Genomic DNA, 16,286 nt, shown 5'->3' with positions numbered 1-16,286 from the left:
ATGTCCGATCCAAAACCTCTTTTGTTTGCGCTCTATGAGCAAGCCAGTGTGGGCTGTGGCGGCGCGCCAAGCCTTTGGACCCATCCCGCTGACGAACGACTGGCGATCAATTCTCTGGGCTATTGGTCGAACCTGGCGCGCATTGCCGATCAGGCTCACCTCGACATGCTGTTTTTTGGTGATGTGCTGGGCTTCTACGATGTATTTGGTGGCAACGCCGATGCGGCGATGAAGTGGGCGGTGGAAGCCCCGGCGAACGATCCGCTGATGATCATTCCGGCATTGGCCGCCGCTACGGAAAACCTGGCCTTTGGCGTTACCGTGACCACCAGCTACGAACATCCCTTCACCCATGCCCGTCGCTTCAGCACGCTGGATCACCTCACCAACGGCCGGGTCGGCTGGAACATCGTCACCTCATACCTGTCCAGCGCCGCCCGGAACTTCGGCCTGGAGCAGATGATCAAGCACGATGACCGCTATGAACGTGCCGAAGAGTTTCTTGATGTGGTCTACAAACTCTGGGAGGGCAGTTGGGCCGACGACGCCGTGGTCGCGGACAAGGCGCGCCAGCTCTACGCTCGGGGCGAGCGTGTGCGGCCGATCAATCATGTGGGTGAGCATTACCGGGTGGCCGGGCCGCATTTGACGTCCCCGTCGCCACAACGGACGCCTTTGTTGATTCAGGCGGGCTGGTCGGGGCGCGGTCGTGAGTTCGCCGCCAAGCACGCCGAATTGATCTTCATTGCCAAGTCCAACCCGCAGGAAATTCGCCAGGGGCTCGAGGAAATCTGGGCCAAGGCCCAAGCACGTGGCCGTCAGCGTGATGATGTGAAGTCCCTGACAGTGCTGCGTATCGTCACCGCGAAAACCGAGATTGAGGCTCAGCGCAAATACGACGAACTGCAAAGCAACTATCACTTGCAGGCGCAACTGGTCAGTTACGCGGGCGACACCGGCATTGATATCGGCCGCTATGCCGACAGTGAGGCGCTTTCCACCCACACCGAGGGCATGACCTCCTATGTGATGCATCCCGATGGCAGTGGCAAACCGTTGACGGCAGGCGACGTCAAACAGCGTTTTGCCAACGTCACCCGAGGCAGTGATCTTATTCTCGTGGGCACCCCTCAACAGGTGGCCGAGCGCATTGAGGAACACGCCAGAATTTCCGGTACCAGCGGTTACATGATCAATCCGCTGATCAGCCCGGGCAGCCTTGAGGATTTCGTAGAACTGGTGATCCCTGAATTGCAGAAACGCGGGCTCTACCGCACCCAACCGCAAAGCGGTACCTTTCGCTCGCGGTTACGGGGTGACGGTTCGAACCATTTGCCGGCGTCGGCTTATGGCGCTTCGTTCCGTTTCAATGAAGGTTTGTAGTGGTCAGACCTGGAGGTCACTTGTAGGCGCTGGCTTGCCCGCGACGGGCGTTAACGATAACGCGGGTGAACTGGATGAACGCGGCGTACTTGAATCCATCGCCAGCAGGCTGGCTCCTACAGTGAAACCCTGGGCGATTCACTGCTCAGGAAACCAGCGCTGGTGAAGCTTCTTGAGCACACCGTTGGCCTCGATGCGTCGATAGCCTTCGTCATACACTTCCAGTGCTCGCAATCCGTCTGGATGGGACAGGCTAAAACCTATCGTCGAGTTCACCAGTCCGCAATTGAAGGCGAAGCGCACGGTATCTTCTGTCCCTGACTGCTGAGCCTTTCGGTTTCGGACCTCGAGGTCGTTGCTCATGATCACGGCTGCCTGAAAGCGTCGAGCAGCGAGTTTCTGGAGGCTCGTCAAGTCTGAGAGGGAATTCTCGAACACGACCCCCGAGGTCTGGAGTGCCATGACCTGGGTTGAGTATTCGTAATCTCTGGTGATGCCGACGACGGTGCCGGGCGGCAAAATACATTGACCGTCCGGGGGCTTCGGCAAGGGGGTCTTGATGGATTCAAAAACATCGTTACTGACCTTGAATATCGGTCGCGCCGCCAGTTTGATCCTGCCCTGGAATTCGGGTTGCCAGCTCATGTTGAAGCACGCGGCGACCTGGCCGTTGAGCACCATATACTTGCAGCGTGAATAGGGCACTACTTTTAACCTGGCCTCCACGGCCATCTCTTTGAAGGCGGCGAGGACCACGTCGTTGGCGTACCCTGTACCGTCGCGGTTTGACCAGGGTGCGGCGGCATCTTCTACCATGATTGTCAGCGTTTCATGCGTCTGCTGTGCGGCGTTGGCACTCGCTGCCAGCAATTGGAGGAGACACGCCAGAAGGGTCGGAGCAAGATATGGCCACATTCTGCGATAAGTCCTTTTATAACCCTGGAGGCTTCATTGAGTGCTTCATTCCAGCGCTGGCGGTCAGGTATTCAAGTGTCGGCATGCTGTCCGGTTTCTGTTCGTCCTTGCTGATTATAACAAGCCCGTAGTGGTCGACCCGACGGATGTCGGCTTATGCCGTTGTTTGACGACGGCCCGGATCAAAAAGGACTGCACATGACCCAGTATCTTGCCTTGCTTTTTGTCGGCGCTACAGGATTTGCCCAGGCGCAAACCCTATGCTCTGACGCCTGGTACCAAGCGATCGAAAAGAGACTGCAAACTGCCGATGCGCAAGGGCACGGGCCTGATATTGGCTCCGACGAATGGAAATCGGTGATCGAATTCAAAGCCGGGGTTCGCGGTAGGGCAAACGTCCCTGAACGAAACTCCGAAAAGTGGTGCACGTACATTGATCAGCAGACCAAGGCGATGCAGGCGACCGGGAGCGACGCCGGAAAACCCCTGACGGTCAATGTGACACCTGGCCCTTCTTACGATTGCGCCAAGGTGGAGCCCGGCGGTATCGAGGCGATGATCTGTGAGGACAAGGACTTGTCCGCGCTCGATCGCCAGCTGTCGCAGGTTTATGCCAGTGCGCGTATCAAGGCCGGCAACGAGCATCCTCCCACGCTGAAAGCAGAGCAACGTGGATGGATCAAGGGGCGCGATGACTGCTGGAAGAGCGATGACGCGGGTGCCTGCGTACGCATGGAATACCAGCGCCGCATCGCCGAGTTGCAGGCACGGTACCGACTGGTAGCGGGCACAGGGCCGGTTTACTACGAGTGCGACGGCAACCCGGCTAACGAGGTCACGGCCATGTTCTTCAACACCGATCCGCCGACATTGATCGCCGAGCGTGGCGATAGCGTATCGCTGATGTACCAGCAGCCAGGCGGCAGTGGCATTAAATACCTTGGGCGCAATGAGACCCTTTGGGAGCATCAGGCCGAGACGACAATCACGTGGGGATACGGTGCGCCCGAGTCGCACTGCAAAAGAAAACCTTGAAACTGCGCGCTTGATCAAAGCGCGCAATCAAACTCTGAGGTCAACGCAGTCGCCCGCTAGACCACTGCGCCAAACACGTGCCCCACCAGTGCCGTAATCCCCATGGCCAGGGCCCCCCAGAATGTTACCCGCCAGGCGCCGGTCATGACGTTGGCCCCGCCAGCCTTGGCGGCAATGGCGCCCAATGTCCCGAGAAACACTAATGACATGGCCGATATCCAGGGCCCGACGCTGTGCGCCGGGGCGAAAAAAGTCACGGCCAGAGGCAACGCAGCGCCCACCACGAAACTGGCGGCGGAGGCCAGGGCGGCCTGCAAGGGTTTGGCGGTGAGGGTGGCGCTGATGCCCAACTCGTCCCGGGCATGAGAGCCCAGTGCGTCATGGGCCATCAATTGATCGGCCACTTGATGCGCCAGTTCGGGTGATACGCCGCGATGCATGTAGATGTTGGCAAGCTCGATGTGCTCGGCTTTCGGGTCGCTCGCCAGTTCTGCCCGTTCCCGGGACAGATCGGCCCGCTCGGTATCGGCCTGGGAGTGCACGGAAATGTATTCGCCAGCGGCCATGGACATGGCACCGGCCATCAGCCCTGCCATACCGGTAACCAGCAACGTGGCGTGGCTGGCGTTGGCGGCCGCGACGCCGATCAGCAGGCTGGCGGTAGAGACAATGCCGTCGTTGGCCCCAAGGACGGCGGCGCGCAGCCAGCCGATACGATCGCTTCGGTGTGCCTCGGTGTGCCTGTGCATGAATTTCATTGTTTAACGGGACTCACTGTCATTAGGCGGTTCACATCGGACACGGGCCGGCAAACGGCGTCAGCGGGTTTCAATCTGCGCCTGCAACCGGCCGCCGACAATGGATATTTCTTTGAACTGTGTACCCTCGCGCAGCACGAACAGCGCGTCCATCCCGCGTTCTTGAGCCAGACGTGGGCCCTCGGTTTCGCCCAGCACCATTAACGCCGTGGCCCAGGCATCGGCGAGCATGCACGAGGCTGCCACCACGGTGACGGCGGCGAGCGGGTTGCACAGCGGCGTGCCGGTGGCCGGGTTCATGGTATGAGCATAGGACTGACCGGCCACATCAATCCAGTGTCGATAGTCCCCGGAGGTGGCGATTGCGGCATCGCCAAGCTCCATCACGCCCATGACTTCACGCACGCCCCGGTTGGGCTTTTCCAGGGCCACGGCCCAGCACTGGCCGTCAGGTTTGACGCCCCGGGCGCGCATCTCGCCATCGATGCCGACCAGGTAACGGTCGATGCCCAAACCGTCCAGGCAGCGGGCCAGTTCATCCACGCCAAAACCTTTGGCGATGCCACTCAAATCAAGGTTCAACGGCGCGCGCTTGCGCACCTGATTGCGTTGGGGCTCAACCACCAATGCGGCGCTGGCTGACAGTCGGGGGCGCGGCGCAATCGAGCCGATCGCCTGCTCCGTGACCCTTTGCTCCCCGGGGCCGAACCCCCAGGCGTTAACCAGGTCGCCGACAGCAATGTCGAAGGCGCCGCCGGATTGCTGACTGACGCGCAGTGCTGCTGACAGTACCGTGGCCAGTTCCTTGGGCACGGGCACCCATTCCTGCTCGGGGGCGGCATTGAGGCGGTTGAGGTCCGAGTCGGGTTTCCAGGTGGACATTTGCTGGTCCACCCGGGTTACGGCACGCGCCAGGCGATGGCCAATTTCGTCGGTATCGATCCCGGTTTCGGCATAAAACAGGGCGGTGTAGCGGGTACCCATGGTTTCGCCGTTCAGGCTGTAGCGTTGCAACTCAGTAGATGTCTTCACGGTAGCGTCCTTGTGCCTTGAGGGTCAGCACACTCAGGTTCAGAGGCGCCAACACTTCATCGAGGGCCTGCATCACGCCCTTGGCCATTTCGCGACTGCCACAAACCAGCACCTGGGCACCTTTTTCAATCAACCGGCGCAAGGCCAGGGCATCGCCGACCAGTCGGTCTTGCACGTAGCAACGGTCCTGAACCTGAGAGAAGGCGGCGCGCAGTGCCGTCAGGCGTCGGTCCGACAAGTATTGGTTGAGCTCCGGTTCATAGAGAAAGTCCGAGGCCGGGTTACGCCCGCCCCAATACAGGTGCATTGGGTGTCGGGCCTTGTTGTTGCGAATAAACCCGGCCAGAGGACCGATGCCGGTGCCGGCACCGATCAGGATTACCGGGTGCGTGCCCGATGCCGGCCGAAATTGCGGGTTGGGCTGGATGAAAGCTTCGATATGCGCGCCGATGGTCAGGCCATGAAGGAATTCCGAGCACATGCCACCGTTGTGTTTACGCACACAGATCTCCAGCACACCGTCCTGGGAACCGCTGGCCAGCGAGTAGAAACGCGGGATCGGGCTGCCCGGGGGCAGAATTCCGACCAGGTCACCGACCAGAAAGCCCGGTAGCTCGCCGCAGGCTTTGAAGCGCAGTACGTGGGTCGGCGCATTCACCTGTTCGCCATAGGCAATCCGCTCTGTCAGCTGCAATTGATGCTTGCGCGGCGGCTGCGGGGTGTGAACCAGCACCAGATCCTGACCCAACACTTCGCCGAGCGCGTGGCCCCAGCGCGCAAACTCCTGAGGTGACTGGCGGTTGACGGTTTCCAGCCCCAGCAAGGGCGAGCCACCGGCCTGCAACATCGCGTCCTGCACCTGATGGGCATACTGGCAGAACTGCGCGAACTGGCGGTCGCCCATGCCCAGCACTGCATAGGGCAGGCCAGGCTTGAGGCCGGTTTTGGCCAGCCGCGCCAGGAACCGCGAAGCCGAGGCCGGTGCATCGCCGTCACCGTGGGTCGCGGTGAGGATGAACACCCGTTGGGCATTGCGGTAATCGCCGCTCCATTCATTCATCGCCGCGCTGTGCACCTGGTGGCCACTCTGGTGCAAGGCGTCGTGCAAGGTTTTGGCAAAACCCCAGGTGCTGTTGTTTTCGCTGCCCACCAGAATCAAGCTGTCGGCGCGGTGGGCCGGGCTGTTGTGGCGGATGTTCGGGCCAGCCTTGCGACGTCGCCACCACAATAGAATGCCGGTCACGCTCATCAAGGGTACGCAGAGGGCGCAGAGCCCGAGCGGCAGGCCCAGCCACCAGAGACCTTCGCCGGTGTGCAGCTGATAGATCAATTGGTAGAGGTTGTGCATCGAGTCGTGAGCTTGATAGGACAGCAAGGCGCCGCTGGCCTGATCCACGTAGCCGTCGCCCTGCACCGTGCGCAGGGAAAACACGTCCCTCGGGTTGCCGGGACTGGGGAAGACCAGTTCGCGCAAGTCATTCAGGTCGGTGGCCTGCAAGGCTTGCAGGTTCGCCACCGGCAAGGCCGGGCCGGCGCTGACACGGGCGGGGAAGGCCGGTTCACTTTGACTGCCGTCGGCGATAAAACCAAAAGTGGTGGCGGACATGTAGAGCCCGCTCAATGCCGACAGCAGCAGCCCGAGCAGTGCCAGTCGCCCGACTTCGGCATGCCAGCGCTGACTGAAGGTGCCCCGCAGTGGCTGCAGCAGGTTGCGCCAGCCGCCCAGGCGCCGGGCCAGCAATAGCGCACCGGACACCGACAGCATCAGCATGAACAGCGCACCGACACCTGACACGCCATGGCCCGGCGTGCCAAGGAACAGCGAGCGGTGCAGGTCTTTCACCCAACGTGAGAACGCGGATGGCTCGTAAGGTACGAGGCCTTCGCCGGTCAGTGGGTCGACCTTTTCCGCCCCGGCCTGGCCGTTCTGGTTGTAGTAAACGATCAGCGTGCCGGACGCCGTGCGCTGGATCTGCTCCACGCCCGGAAAGTGGTTGGCTACGCGCCCGGCCAGTTGGCCGACGTTGAGTTGTCCGGCAGGCGAGGGCGTGCTGTGCAGGCGTTCCAGGGCCGGGTCGACAGACAGGATCGCGCCGCTGATGGCCAACAGCATGACCAACAGGGCGGCGATCAGGCCAGGCAGGGAATGGAACTGACGAAGCATGTTCAGCCTCCAGAATTGGCGGGTGCTACAAATCGTAAGTAAAGGAGTCGACGTAGGTACTGCCGGTTGCCGGCTTGCCTGCGCCCTTGGACGTCAGGGGCACGCTGACATCGGCGCGGGCGTCACGTTTGTCCTCGACGGCGCTGTCGATACGGATCTGATACCCGGCATCAATCAGGGTGTCTGCCAGTTCGACGCTGACTTTGAGCGTGCGCCCACTGCCGACACTGGCGCCGCTGACGCCGTCAAACTCGCTCGGGTTCATCCCGCTGCCACGAACCCAGTCGCCCAGGTGTTTGTAATATTTGGCCTTCTTGCCGGCCACCCAGAGGGTTTTCTGGTATTGGCCATTGGCGTCGGTGACGTAGATCGCCAGATAGGCATCATTGCCGCCGTAGTCCTTGAGCTGTGTGGTCAAGGTCACCTCACGGGCCTGGGCCAGTCCCGGCAGGGCAATGGCCCCTGCGAGGCAAGTTGCTGTGATGATCTTTTTCATGGCGGTGTCCTTTTGATCGTTAGGTCGAGAGCCTGGACTTGCTTGCTGACAGCAACCTGAAGCGCAGGAAAAACTCATCGACAGGCGGGGTGTCATTCGGTGAGCGGGCTGCCGAGGTAATCCCTGGCATCGCCGTCGTCCCGGAAATGGATCTCGAGTGTGTGCAGGCGCAGTGATGCCGGTGAATAGCTGGCTTCGATGGCATTGCCTTTGCGGTCCAACCCCTTGAGCTCATAACAACCGTCGTCGACCTTGATGCGCTGCACGCTCCAGCCATACTGTCGCTCTACCTGCTGACGCAAGGTGTCGCGCGGTTGCCAGTCGCTCACCGGGTCGCTGCAGTCGTCATCGGCCAGGGCGTAACCGCTGAGCAGCAGGCTCAACAGCGTGGCATTGGCAATAAAAACTGATTTCATGATCTGTCTCCCGTCGAGGTCGGCGTCTGAGGCATACCCTAAGGTGCATTCCTGACAACCAGCTGAATCTTCAGATTCACGTCAGGTAAGGCGATTAAGGTGCTGCACGACAACCATCACAGGAGGGGCCAGATGCGGGTTTTATTGGTCGAGGACGCACCAGGCTTGGGGGAGGCGGTGCGCGAGCAGATCGCCGATGACGGCCACGCGGTCGATTGGGTGCAGCGCCTGGACCATGCGCGCAACAGCGTACGCACCACGCCTTACGACCTGATCCTGCTGGATCTGATGCTCCCGGACGGTCGCGGGCTGGATTTTTTGCGTCAGCAACGCTCGGCAGGGGACGTGACCCCGGTGATTATCCTGACTGCCCAGGATCAGATTTCCGATCGTATCGCTGGCCTCAACGCCGGTGCCGACGACTACCTGGTCAAACCGTTCGACCTGTTTGAGCTCTCGGCCCGTGTGGCGGCGGTGGCCCGGCGTTACAGCGGCAATCCCAATCCACAGATCAAGCTCGGTGATCTGCAGGTCGACATGAGTGCACGCACAGTGCAGCGGGCTGGCGCGACGGTGGACCTCACGGCGCGCGAATGGGCGCTGTTCGAGGCATTTGTGCAGCGCCCCAGCGCGCTGCTGTCCAAGTCGCAGCTGGAAGAGCGGCTATATGCCTTCGGCGCCGAAATCGAGAGCAATACCATCGAAGTCTATATCAGCCGTCTGCGTAAAAAGCTCGGGCGCGACCTGATAGAAACCGTGCGGGGCATGGGCTACCGGTTGGTGTGCGCATGAAGCCGTCGTCAAGCCTGCAAAAACGTCTCGGCCTGGGATTGACCTTGGGCACGACCTTACTGTGGCTGGCGGCAACCGTCGGTGCCTGGCTGGTGGTGCAACATGAATTGAACGAGGCGTTCGACAGTGCGCTGGAGGAGACCGCGCAGCGCATCCTGCCCCTGGCGGTGCTGGAAATCAGCAATCGGGAAAATCCCCGTGAGGCACAGCATGTCGCCACCCTGAAAATGCACAAGGAATACCTGACGTATCTGGTGCGCGATGCCAAGGGCCAAATCCTGATGCAGTCCCACGACGCCAACCCGAAGATCTTCAACCAACAACCGGCCGAAGGCTTTTCAACCACTAAAAAATACCGCCTGTACGCCGCCAGCGCGCTGCGTCAAACGGTGTTTATCGAAATTGCCGAACCGCTTGAGCATCGCCGTGAAGCGGCACGCGAAGCGTTGCTTGCCTTGTTGTTGCCGTTATTGGCGTTGATTCCCATCAGCCTGTTTGGCACCTGGATGTTTGTGCGCATCAGCCTGCGCAGTGTATTGGCCTATCGCCGTGCAGTGGAGGCTCGGGGCGTGGGGGATCTGTCGCCGATCCAGGTGGCCCGCCTGCCGGCCGAAATCAATCCGTTGGCCGAAGCGGTCAACCACCTGCTGGAGCGTTTGCGCAAGGCCTTGGAGACCGAGCGCAGCTTTACCGCCAACAGCGCCCATGAACTGCGCACACCACTGGCCGCGACCCTGGCGCAGATCCAGCGTTTGCGTCACGAAGCGCCCGAAGGCCCGTTGCGGTTACGCGCAGCTAAAATTGAAAACGCGTTGCGCGAACTGACGCGGCTCTCGGAAAAACTCATGCAACTGGCCAAGGCCGAGGGGGGTGGGCTGTTGTCCGAAAGGCCCCAGGATCTCATTCCGTTGTTGGCGCATGTGGTCGATGAATGGAACCACAGCGGTGGGCACCGAATCGAGTTGCACCTGCCAACCCAGACGAGCCTGTACTCGACGATTGATCCGGACGCTTTTGCAATCCTGTTGCGCAACCTGATCGAGAATGCGCTCAAGTATGGCACCGCGGATCAACCGGTCGAAGTCAGCCTCACGGACCAGGCGCTGCTGCGGGTGGTCAATGGTGGCCCGCCGGTGCCTGAGCCTGTGTTGCAGAGGCTCACCGAGCGCTTTGTGCGGGGAAACAGTGAAATCAGCGGGTCAGGGCTGGGGTTGGCGATTGCCAAAACCATTGTGCTGGGGGTCAACGCGAGAATGAAATTGATCTCACCTGCAACAGGTCGACGGGACGGATTCGAAGTGTGCGTCTGGTTACCGCTTGCATCGACTGTTGAATGGTGAGGAAGTGATTAACCCTGTGCTTTCCTGAGCCCTTTCAAGCGCACATTCGCCCGTTGCACAGCGGCCATTTTTTCAGGCCGCTTCATGCGTTTCCACTTTCTGATGTCTTCCTTGCTTCGCCCGCAACTGACACACAGATCACCACTGAGCTGGCAAACGGCAATGCACGGGTTTTCGATTTCCTTAGCCATTGTCAGTCACCTTTGGCCACCCGTGATTGAGCCAGGCGACGTTTCCAGTCGCCACCGTGAGTACGTTGGCACTCTTGCTCAGAGTCGAAGCGGACATTGCGGTCTGAAGGGGTCAGGTCGATATTGGCCTCACGCAGCGCGATGGCCGTCAACTCAAGGATGCGCGCCTTCGCGTCAACCTGGGCGAGTTTCCTGTCAGCCAGGGTTTCGAACACCCAGATGACCTTCAGGGTTTCAGCCAATGCATTCAGGTCAGCGGTGTGGGTGAGCCAGGTAAAGCCTTTGATTTCACCTTTTGCTGTTTCGCACGCATCGGTGAGCGTGGTGATCAACCGGCGTTCGATCCGCGCCAGTTCACGTTTGCCTGGTGGCATCAGGGGTTCCTTTGGAGACAAGAGTGGGGAGGTGCGGGATCAGGCCGGTCGAAACTCGACCGTCAGGTGGCTGACCTCGTGCACCGGCTTGAGACGTTCACGAATGCTGTCGGCGCTCGCCGTGGCTTCGCCAAGGACGCTGACGATGGCCGCATGAGCTTGCGGCCCGACTCGCCACACGTGCAAGTCCGTGATGGTGGCATCCCCCGGTTTCTCGACTAGTTCGCGTATTTCCTCGGCAACGTGCGCATCGGTCTGATCGAGCAGCACACCAGCGGTGACCCCCATCAAGGTCCAGGCCCAACGCGCGATGACGATGGCGCCGACGATGCCGATCACCGGGTCCAGCCATACCCAGCCCAGATACCGGCCAGCGAGCAGTGCAACAATGGCCAGAACCGAAGTCAGCGCGTCTGCGATGACGTGGACGTAGGCGGATTTCAGGTTGTTGTCGTTGCCGTGATGGGCGTGGGCATGGCCGTGATCCTCATGATCGTGTCCATGACTGTGTCCGTGTCCCAGCAGCAGCGCACTGACGACGTTGACGATCAAGCCGGCAATCGCAATGAGCGTCGCGGTGCCGAACTGAACCTCTGTTGGCTGCAAGAGGCGCATGACAGACTCGACGCCAATGCCCAGGGCGACCATGCCGAGGATCAGCGCCGAGGCGAACCCGCCCAAGTCTCCAACCTTTCCGGTACCGAAACTGTAGCGCTGGCTGTAGGCATGGCGCTTTGCGAATCCGTAAGCGGCCGCCGCGATGCCCAATGCGCCGGCATGGGTTGCCATGTGAAAGCCATCGGCCAGTAGCGCCATCGAGCTCGTGATGTACCCGGCGGTGATCTCGCCAACCATCATCACAAGGGTCAATGCCACTACCCAAAGCGTGCGCCTGGCATTTTCGTCGTGCGCCGGGCCAAGGAACACGTGGTCGTGCCTGTAGTTGATGTGGGGGCTGCTCATAATGTCTACCTGGATGCGTTCACTTGGAGTAACGGCGAATGGCTTCAAGCAACTCTTCGACGCCCTTGTTGCGCTCTGCTTCGCTCAACGCAGGGTTCGCGACATGTTCACGCGCGTGGTCCTCGATGATTTCTTCCATCAAGCCGTTGATGGCGCCGCGAGTGGCGGCCACAAGGTGCAGTGTCCTGGCGCAATCGAGATCCGATTCCAATGCGCGCTCAACGGCCTGGATTTGTCCGGCGATGCGTTTTACACGCTTGAGAAGATCGTCTTTGTTTGCTGCGATATGGCCCATTGGATGGATACCCCCTCTACCTATGCTTTGCGCATGATAGGCATACCCCCTATACCTATGCACTACATTTTTTGCGCGAGTTCTTGGGCCATGTGCATTAACAGTACCTCCCATACCCCCAGCCACGCATCGACTCGCAAACGCTGACGAGATTGATCCATCAACGAACGGGTCGAGGGCGAATTCACCATCACCCTCGATGCCTATGAAGGCCTGGCACTGCGTATCGCGAGCAGTTCGCCGATGATCTAGGCGCTGGTGTTGTTGACGACGGACTGTTTTACGCGCTTGTCGATTTTTGGCGCTCTCATCAGCAGTGGTCCAAATGTGGCTAGCAGGCCCAGCATGATCAACGGGAAAAACATCAGCGAATCCAGACCGAAATGGCTGACGATCACAGTGATGGCGGCGGGTCCCACGAGCATGCCCGAGAAGCCAATGCAATTGACGATGCCGATGTTGCGGCCTGCATGTTGCGGGTCCCGGCGTCCGGCGGCGGAAATCATCAGTGGCGCGATGCACGAAAGTCCGAGGCCGAACAGAGCGAAGCCGAGGATGCCGGTAACGGCCGTGCCGCCGACGATGGTGAGGGTCATGCCGAGGACACAGACCGTCCCGCATGCGAAAACCACTTGAGCGTTACCAAAGGTCGCCGCCAGACGGTCGCCGAACAGGCGCCCGATGAAAGCCGCACCGACGAATATCGACACCGCCATGCCCGCGGTGGAAGTCGATGTTGAGAACTCGCGGCGAATGTACTCCTGGCCCCAGTCGGCAATCGCGTTTTCACCCATCATGCTGCCCAGCAGCAGAGCGCCGAGTGCAATCATCACCAGTAGCGTTCTGGTCGATGGACCCTTGCCGATTTCATCAGCGGACTGAGCGTCTGTTTGCCAGGCGCCGGATGATGCGTCGGGAACGTCATGCTTGCCCAGCAGCCACCGGCTGAAAATACAGCCGACAATCAGCATGGCGATGCCCAGCACGGTAAATGGCACTTTTACGCTGTCGGTGTAGAAACCCGTCAGCCAACTGCACGCCATCCCGAGCAGAAAACCACCCAGCGAATAGAACGCATGGAAGCCGGACATGATCGAGCGCTGGTAAAACCGCTCAACTTGAACGCCATGGGCATTCAACGCGGTATCCAAGGCGCCGCGCAGCAAGCCCAGTACAACGCCAAAACACATCGCAAACCAGAAACCGCTGACGAAACCCAGCGGGATAATGGACAGGGGGTAGGCGAGGGCGCACACGGTGATTACCGGTTTAGCACCGAAGGTGTCCAGCAGGCGGCCTACCAGCAGCGCTCCCGCCGCTGAGCCGACGCCGACCCCGAGTGCGATCAGGCCGAAGTTCGCATCACCCAGTTCACCGGTAAAGCCCAGTTGCGTCCTGAAGACACTCACCCCGGTTGACCAGATGTACATCATGGCGCCGATCATCATGAATCCGAGGAACGTCGCGATACGCGCCTTGCGGATGCGTTTGGGGATCGGTGTTTTTTGAACGTTATTCATCACGCTGCATTGTCCCTGTTGTTTTTGTTGGGTGTTCATGCAAAAGCTGAGTAGAGCAGGAGTTATACGTATAACTCCGTTCAAAAATAACATTGGTGGCAAGATCGATGTCAACTTTTTCGTGGCTATTCTCAATTCAGGCGACGTATAGCATGTGGTTATGTGTGACGAGGCTGTTGGTTTTGAACGGATCCTGTGGCCGAACGGGTTATTATGGGTTATACGTATAACTCAAATTGATCCGAGCACAGGGGTTTCCGTGTCATCTCAGGAATTGCTACTGCCGTGCGCTACACCTCATATGCTGGCCTATCGATCGACGTTCCTGTTGTCGGGGTTATGCATGGGCGCCTGGGCTCCGTTGGTACCTTATGCCCGCACGCGAGCGGGGATCGACGACGCGGCCCTGGGGCTGCTGTTGCTGTGCCTTGGCTTGGGTTCGCTGGTGATGATGCCGCTGGCGGGGATTCTCAATGCGCGCAGGGGGTGTCGTTTTACGATGCACGTGGGTATTGCGCTGGTGTTGCTGACCTTGCCCTTGTTGGCGACGACTCATTCCTTTGCCGGTTTGATGTTCGCCCTGACCGTTTTCGGGGCAGGGTGCGGGTCGGTCGACGTGACGATGAATGTTCAGGGCGTGATGGTGGAACGCGCGACGGGACGCTCACTGATGTCCGGCTTCCATGGGCTGTTCAGCCTCGGCGCAATTGTCAGTGCTGCCGGTATCACCGCCTTGTTGTGGCTGGGCGCCACGCCGTTGATGGCAAGCAGTGCGGTCATGGCGTCCCTGGTTGCCTTCGTCCTGACGCATGGCCGACAGTTGTTGGGGCGCAGCGGTGACGAAGGCAGCCCGATATTTGTCAGGCCTACCCGAAAGGTTTTACTGCTGGGTATGCTTTGTCTGTTCGCCTTCCTTGCGGAGGGCGCGATTCTCGACTGGAGCGCGGTGTTCCTGGCTGACGAGCGAGGCGTCCAGCATTCCCTGGCCGGGCTGGGTTACGCAATGTTTGCGGTGATGATGGCGCTGGGCCGATTGAACGGTGACCGGATACTGCTGAAACTGGGGCCACGGGTGGTGCTCATTGGCGGCGGGCTCGTGGTCATGTTGGGATTCGCGATGGTGGTGTTGGCGAATGACTGGCTGTTGAACCTCGTGGGGTTTGCGGTGATTGGCACAGGTCTGGCCAACATCGCTCCGGTTTACCTGTCGCTGGCAGGTGCCCAAAAGACGATGCCTGGTGAGCTGGCCATTGCCGCCGCGACCAGTCTGGGCTACCTCGGCATTTTGATGGGGCCGGCAGCCATTGGCTTCGTCGCCCATGCAAGCAGCCTGCCCTTGGCGTTGCTCGCTGTTGCCGCGTTGATGATCGCGATCATTTTCAGTGCCACTCGACTGGTTCCGAAGGTTTCACCTCAACGGTTACACTGAGTGCATGGCGTTTTTTTTCACTGACCTCTCACGAGGTTTCAAAAAGGTTGGGAAGCAAGCGATGGCATCCGTTTCAATGAAAGATGTAGCACTGGCGGCGGGGGTGTCCCAGCCCGCGGTGTCTTACGCTTACAATCGCCCATCCAAACTGTCCGAGGCCCAGCGTGAGCATATCCTTGCCGTAGCGGCGTCACTGGGTTACCCGGGACCCAATGTGCTTGGGCGTAGCCTTCGATCAGGCAAGATCGGGGCGATCGGGTTGATGATGATGGACAAGTTGTCCCTGGCGTTCGCCGACCCTTGCACTGTTGCCCTGCTGCGAGGGATCAGCGAGGTAGGGGAACTGGAGAACGTCGCGCTGACGTTGTTCCCGCTCAACAACAACCGGTTTGTCGGCCGGACACCGGCAGCGAATCACGGCAGCCTTGCGCTGCGCGGGTTGGTCGATGGCTTGATTATCTCGACCCTGCCCGATGACCACCCGGCCGTGCTGGCCGTGGTGAAACAGAACATTCCGTTTGTGGTGATCGATTCGCCGTTGGTGGAAGGTTCTTTTTTTGTCGGGATTGATGACCGGGGTGCCGCACGTGCGCAGATGCGTCACTTGCTGGATCTGGGCCATCGCAAGATAGGGGTCATCATTGACCGTCTTAACCCGGACGGATACCGCGGCCCCATCGACCGGCACCGGTTCAAGAGTGCAAGTGAGCGTATCGTCAGGGAGCGGCTGACCGGCTACGTGGAAGAGGCAAGTGCAGCCGGCCTGGCATTCGAGGATTTGAGCATCATAGAGGCCGGCGGGCTTGACTCGACGTCCGGGCAAACCGCTGCCTTTACCTTGCTGACGTCCAGCGACGTCACGGCGGTGGTGGCTTGTTCGGACGTCATGGCGATCGCTTGCATGAAAACCGCCCACGCGCTCAATCGCGAGGTTCCACAAACCCTTTCGGTGATTGGCTTCGACGATATTCCCGAGGCGGTGCAACTGGGCCTGACCACCATTGGCCAACCCATCGTCGAGAAAGGTGTCTACGCGGCAAGGCTTTTGACCGAGCAGTTGAATGCACCAGCCGATACTCCGCTGGAACCTGAACAGAAGATATTCGCCACCAAATTGATCGTGCGCAGTTCGACGCTCAAGGTGCAGGACGTTTAACGCCAATCGATGAACAAGGCTGCGGTG

At 60.0% G+C, this 16,286-nt stretch carries 17 protein-coding genes; 6 read left to right on the top strand and 11 right to left on the bottom strand.

Features of this window, described 5'->3' with window-relative positions; all coding sequences use genetic code 11:
• Complete coding sequence (locus PMI26_RS14905) at positions 1–1,383, top strand: LLM class flavin-dependent oxidoreductase (protein WP_007974827.1); 1,383 nt, start codon at positions 1–3, stop codon at positions 1,381–1,383.
• Between the two features lie 138 nt (positions 1,384–1,521).
• Here PMI26_RS14905 and PMI26_RS14910 read toward each other — a convergent pair whose 3' ends face one another.
• Positions 1,522–2,298, bottom strand: coding sequence for a substrate-binding periplasmic protein (locus PMI26_RS14910; protein ID WP_007974826.1), 777 nt, complete (start codon positions 2,296–2,298; stop codon positions 1,522–1,524).
• A gap of 156 nt (positions 2,299–2,454) precedes the next feature.
• Between PMI26_RS14910 and PMI26_RS14915 the strand changes: the two genes are divergently transcribed.
• Complete coding sequence (locus PMI26_RS14915) at positions 2,455–3,333, top strand: MliC family protein (protein WP_007974825.1); 879 nt, start codon at positions 2,455–2,457, stop codon at positions 3,331–3,333.
• Positions 3,334–3,389: 56 nt separating this feature from the next.
• Here the strand turns inward: PMI26_RS14915 and PMI26_RS14920 are convergent, their stop codons facing one another.
• The 5 genes from PMI26_RS14920 to PMI26_RS14940 all read right to left on the bottom strand — a co-directional run bounded on the left by PMI26_RS14920 (position 3,390) and on the right by PMI26_RS14940 (position 8,199).
• Entirely contained in the window at positions 3,390–4,091 is a 702-nt protein-coding gene (locus PMI26_RS14920) for a VIT1/CCC1 transporter family protein (RefSeq protein ID WP_007974824.1), read from the bottom strand.
• A 60-nt stretch (positions 4,092–4,151) separates the two neighbouring features.
• Complete coding sequence (locus PMI26_RS14925) at positions 4,152–5,123, bottom strand: FAD:protein FMN transferase (protein ID WP_007974822.1); 972 nt, start codon at positions 5,121–5,123, stop codon at positions 4,152–4,154.
• Positions 5,107–7,287, bottom strand: coding sequence for a PepSY domain-containing protein (locus PMI26_RS14930; protein ID WP_007974821.1), 2,181 nt, complete (start codon positions 7,285–7,287; stop codon positions 5,107–5,109). Before PMI26_RS14930 ends, PMI26_RS14925 begins: the two co-directional genes overlap by 17 nt.
• 25 nt (positions 7,288–7,312) lie before the next feature.
• Positions 7,313–7,783 (bottom strand): DUF2271 domain-containing protein, encoded by a 471-nt coding sequence (locus PMI26_RS14935; protein WP_007974819.1) that lies wholly within the window; start codon positions 7,781–7,783, stop codon positions 7,313–7,315.
• Between the two features lie 92 nt (positions 7,784–7,875).
• Positions 7,876–8,199, bottom strand: a complete 324-nt coding sequence (locus PMI26_RS14940) for a PepSY domain-containing protein (RefSeq protein WP_007974818.1) — start codon at positions 8,197–8,199, stop codon at positions 7,876–7,878.
• A 132-nt stretch (positions 8,200–8,331) separates the two neighbouring features.
• Here PMI26_RS14940 and PMI26_RS14945 point away from each other — a divergent pair, with 132 nt between their 5' ends.
• On the top strand, positions 8,332–8,991 hold the full coding sequence (locus PMI26_RS14945) for a response regulator transcription factor (protein WP_007974816.1): 660 nt from the start codon (positions 8,332–8,334) through the stop codon (positions 8,989–8,991).
• A complete protein-coding gene (locus PMI26_RS14950) occupies positions 8,988–10,331 on the top strand; it encodes a sensor histidine kinase (protein ID WP_007974815.1) in 1,344 nt (447 codons plus the stop codon). The genes PMI26_RS14945 and PMI26_RS14950 overlap by 4 nt, the downstream gene beginning before the upstream one ends.
• 8 nt (positions 10,332–10,339) lie before the next feature.
• Here the strand turns inward: PMI26_RS14950 and PMI26_RS14955 are convergent, their stop codons facing one another.
• The 5 genes from PMI26_RS14955 to PMI26_RS14975 form a co-directional block, all read right to left on the bottom strand.
• Positions 10,340–10,522, bottom strand: coding sequence for a DUF1289 domain-containing protein (locus PMI26_RS14955; RefSeq protein WP_007974813.1), 183 nt, complete (start codon positions 10,520–10,522; stop codon positions 10,340–10,342).
• Between the two features lie 2 nt (positions 10,523–10,524).
• Positions 10,525–10,896 carry a hypothetical protein gene (locus PMI26_RS14960; RefSeq protein WP_007974811.1) on the bottom strand — a complete coding sequence of 124 codons (372 nt, stop codon included), beginning with the start codon at positions 10,894–10,896 and terminating at the stop codon, positions 10,525–10,527.
• 39 nt (positions 10,897–10,935) lie between these two features.
• Positions 10,936–11,859 (bottom strand): CDF family Co(II)/Ni(II) efflux transporter DmeF, encoded by a 924-nt coding sequence (gene dmeF, locus PMI26_RS14965; protein WP_007974810.1) that lies wholly within the window; start codon positions 11,857–11,859, stop codon positions 10,936–10,938.
• A 19-nt stretch (positions 11,860–11,878) separates the two neighbouring features.
• Positions 11,879–12,154: a metal/formaldehyde-sensitive transcriptional repressor gene (locus PMI26_RS14970; RefSeq protein WP_007974809.1), complete on the bottom strand. Its 276-nt coding sequence runs from the start codon at positions 12,152–12,154 to the stop codon at positions 11,879–11,881.
• Between the two features lie 248 nt (positions 12,155–12,402).
• Positions 12,403–13,674, bottom strand: coding sequence for an MFS transporter (locus tag PMI26_RS14975; RefSeq protein ID WP_007974808.1), 1,272 nt, complete (start codon positions 13,672–13,674; stop codon positions 12,403–12,405).
• A gap of 301 nt (positions 13,675–13,975) precedes the next feature.
• Here PMI26_RS14975 and PMI26_RS14980 point away from each other — a divergent pair, with 301 nt between their 5' ends.
• The gene (locus tag PMI26_RS14980) at positions 13,976–15,103 is read left to right on the top strand and encodes an MFS transporter (protein WP_050549209.1); all 1,128 of its coding nucleotides are present in this window, start codon (positions 13,976–13,978) and stop codon (positions 15,101–15,103) included.
• 61 nt (positions 15,104–15,164) lie between these two features.
• The gene (locus tag PMI26_RS14985) at positions 15,165–16,259 is read left to right on the top strand and encodes a LacI family DNA-binding transcriptional regulator (RefSeq protein ID WP_007974806.1); all 1,095 of its coding nucleotides are present in this window, start codon (positions 15,165–15,167) and stop codon (positions 16,257–16,259) included.
• Positions 16,260–16,286 lie beyond the last annotated feature (27 nt).

Source organism: Pseudomonas sp. GM33, from assembly GCF_000282295.1.
GTDB classification, from domain to species: Bacteria; Pseudomonadota; Gammaproteobacteria; order Pseudomonadales; family Pseudomonadaceae; genus Aquipseudomonas; species Aquipseudomonas laurylsulfatiphila.
This window is presented reverse-complemented; position numbering and strand designations above follow the sequence as displayed.

Excerpts from the sequence above, each read along its gene's own strand:
- PMI26_RS14945 (WP_007974816.1), top strand. The coding sequence starts at position 8,332 with ATGCGGGTTTTATTGGTCGAGGACGCACCAGGCTTGGGGGAGGCGGTG.
- PMI26_RS14930 (WP_007974821.1), bottom strand. The coding sequence starts at position 7,287 with ATGCTTCGTCAGTTCCATTCCCTGCCTGGCCTGATCGCCGCCCTGTTG.
- PMI26_RS14985 (WP_007974806.1), top strand. The coding sequence starts at position 15,165 with ATGGCATCCGTTTCAATGAAAGATGTAGCACTGGCGGCGGGGGTGTCC.
- PMI26_RS14915 (WP_007974825.1), top strand. The coding sequence starts at position 2,455 with ATGCCGTTGTTTGACGACGGCCCGGATCAAAAAGGACTGCACATGACC.
- PMI26_RS14920 (WP_007974824.1), bottom strand. The coding sequence starts at position 4,091 with ATGAAATTCATGCACAGGCACACCGAGGCACACCGAAGCGATCGTATC.
- PMI26_RS14980 (WP_050549209.1), top strand. The coding sequence starts at position 13,976 with ATGCTGGCCTATCGATCGACGTTCCTGTTGTCGGGGTTATGCATGGGC.
- PMI26_RS14975 (WP_007974808.1), bottom strand. The coding sequence starts at position 13,674 with ATGAATAACGTTCAAAAAACACCGATCCCCAAACGCATCCGCAAGGCG.
- dmeF (WP_007974810.1), bottom strand. The coding sequence starts at position 11,859 with ATGAGCAGCCCCCACATCAACTACAGGCACGACCACGTGTTCCTTGGC.
- PMI26_RS14935 (WP_007974819.1), bottom strand. The coding sequence starts at position 7,783 with ATGAAAAAGATCATCACAGCAACTTGCCTCGCAGGGGCCATTGCCCTG.
- PMI26_RS14940 (WP_007974818.1), bottom strand. The coding sequence starts at position 8,199 with ATGAAATCAGTTTTTATTGCCAATGCCACGCTGTTGAGCCTGCTGCTC.
- PMI26_RS14910 (WP_007974826.1), bottom strand. The coding sequence starts at position 2,298 with ATGTGGCCATATCTTGCTCCGACCCTTCTGGCGTGTCTCCTCCAATTG.
- PMI26_RS14950 (WP_007974815.1), top strand. The coding sequence starts at position 8,988 with ATGAAGCCGTCGTCAAGCCTGCAAAAACGTCTCGGCCTGGGATTGACC.
- PMI26_RS14970 (WP_007974809.1), bottom strand. The coding sequence starts at position 12,154 with ATGGGCCATATCGCAGCAAACAAAGACGATCTTCTCAAGCGTGTAAAA.
- PMI26_RS14955 (WP_007974813.1), bottom strand. The coding sequence starts at position 10,522 with ATGGCTAAGGAAATCGAAAACCCGTGCATTGCCGTTTGCCAGCTCAGT.
- PMI26_RS14960 (WP_007974811.1), bottom strand. The coding sequence starts at position 10,896 with ATGCCACCAGGCAAACGTGAACTGGCGCGGATCGAACGCCGGTTGATC.
- PMI26_RS14905 (WP_007974827.1), top strand. The coding sequence starts at position 1 with ATGTCCGATCCAAAACCTCTTTTGTTTGCGCTCTATGAGCAAGCCAGT.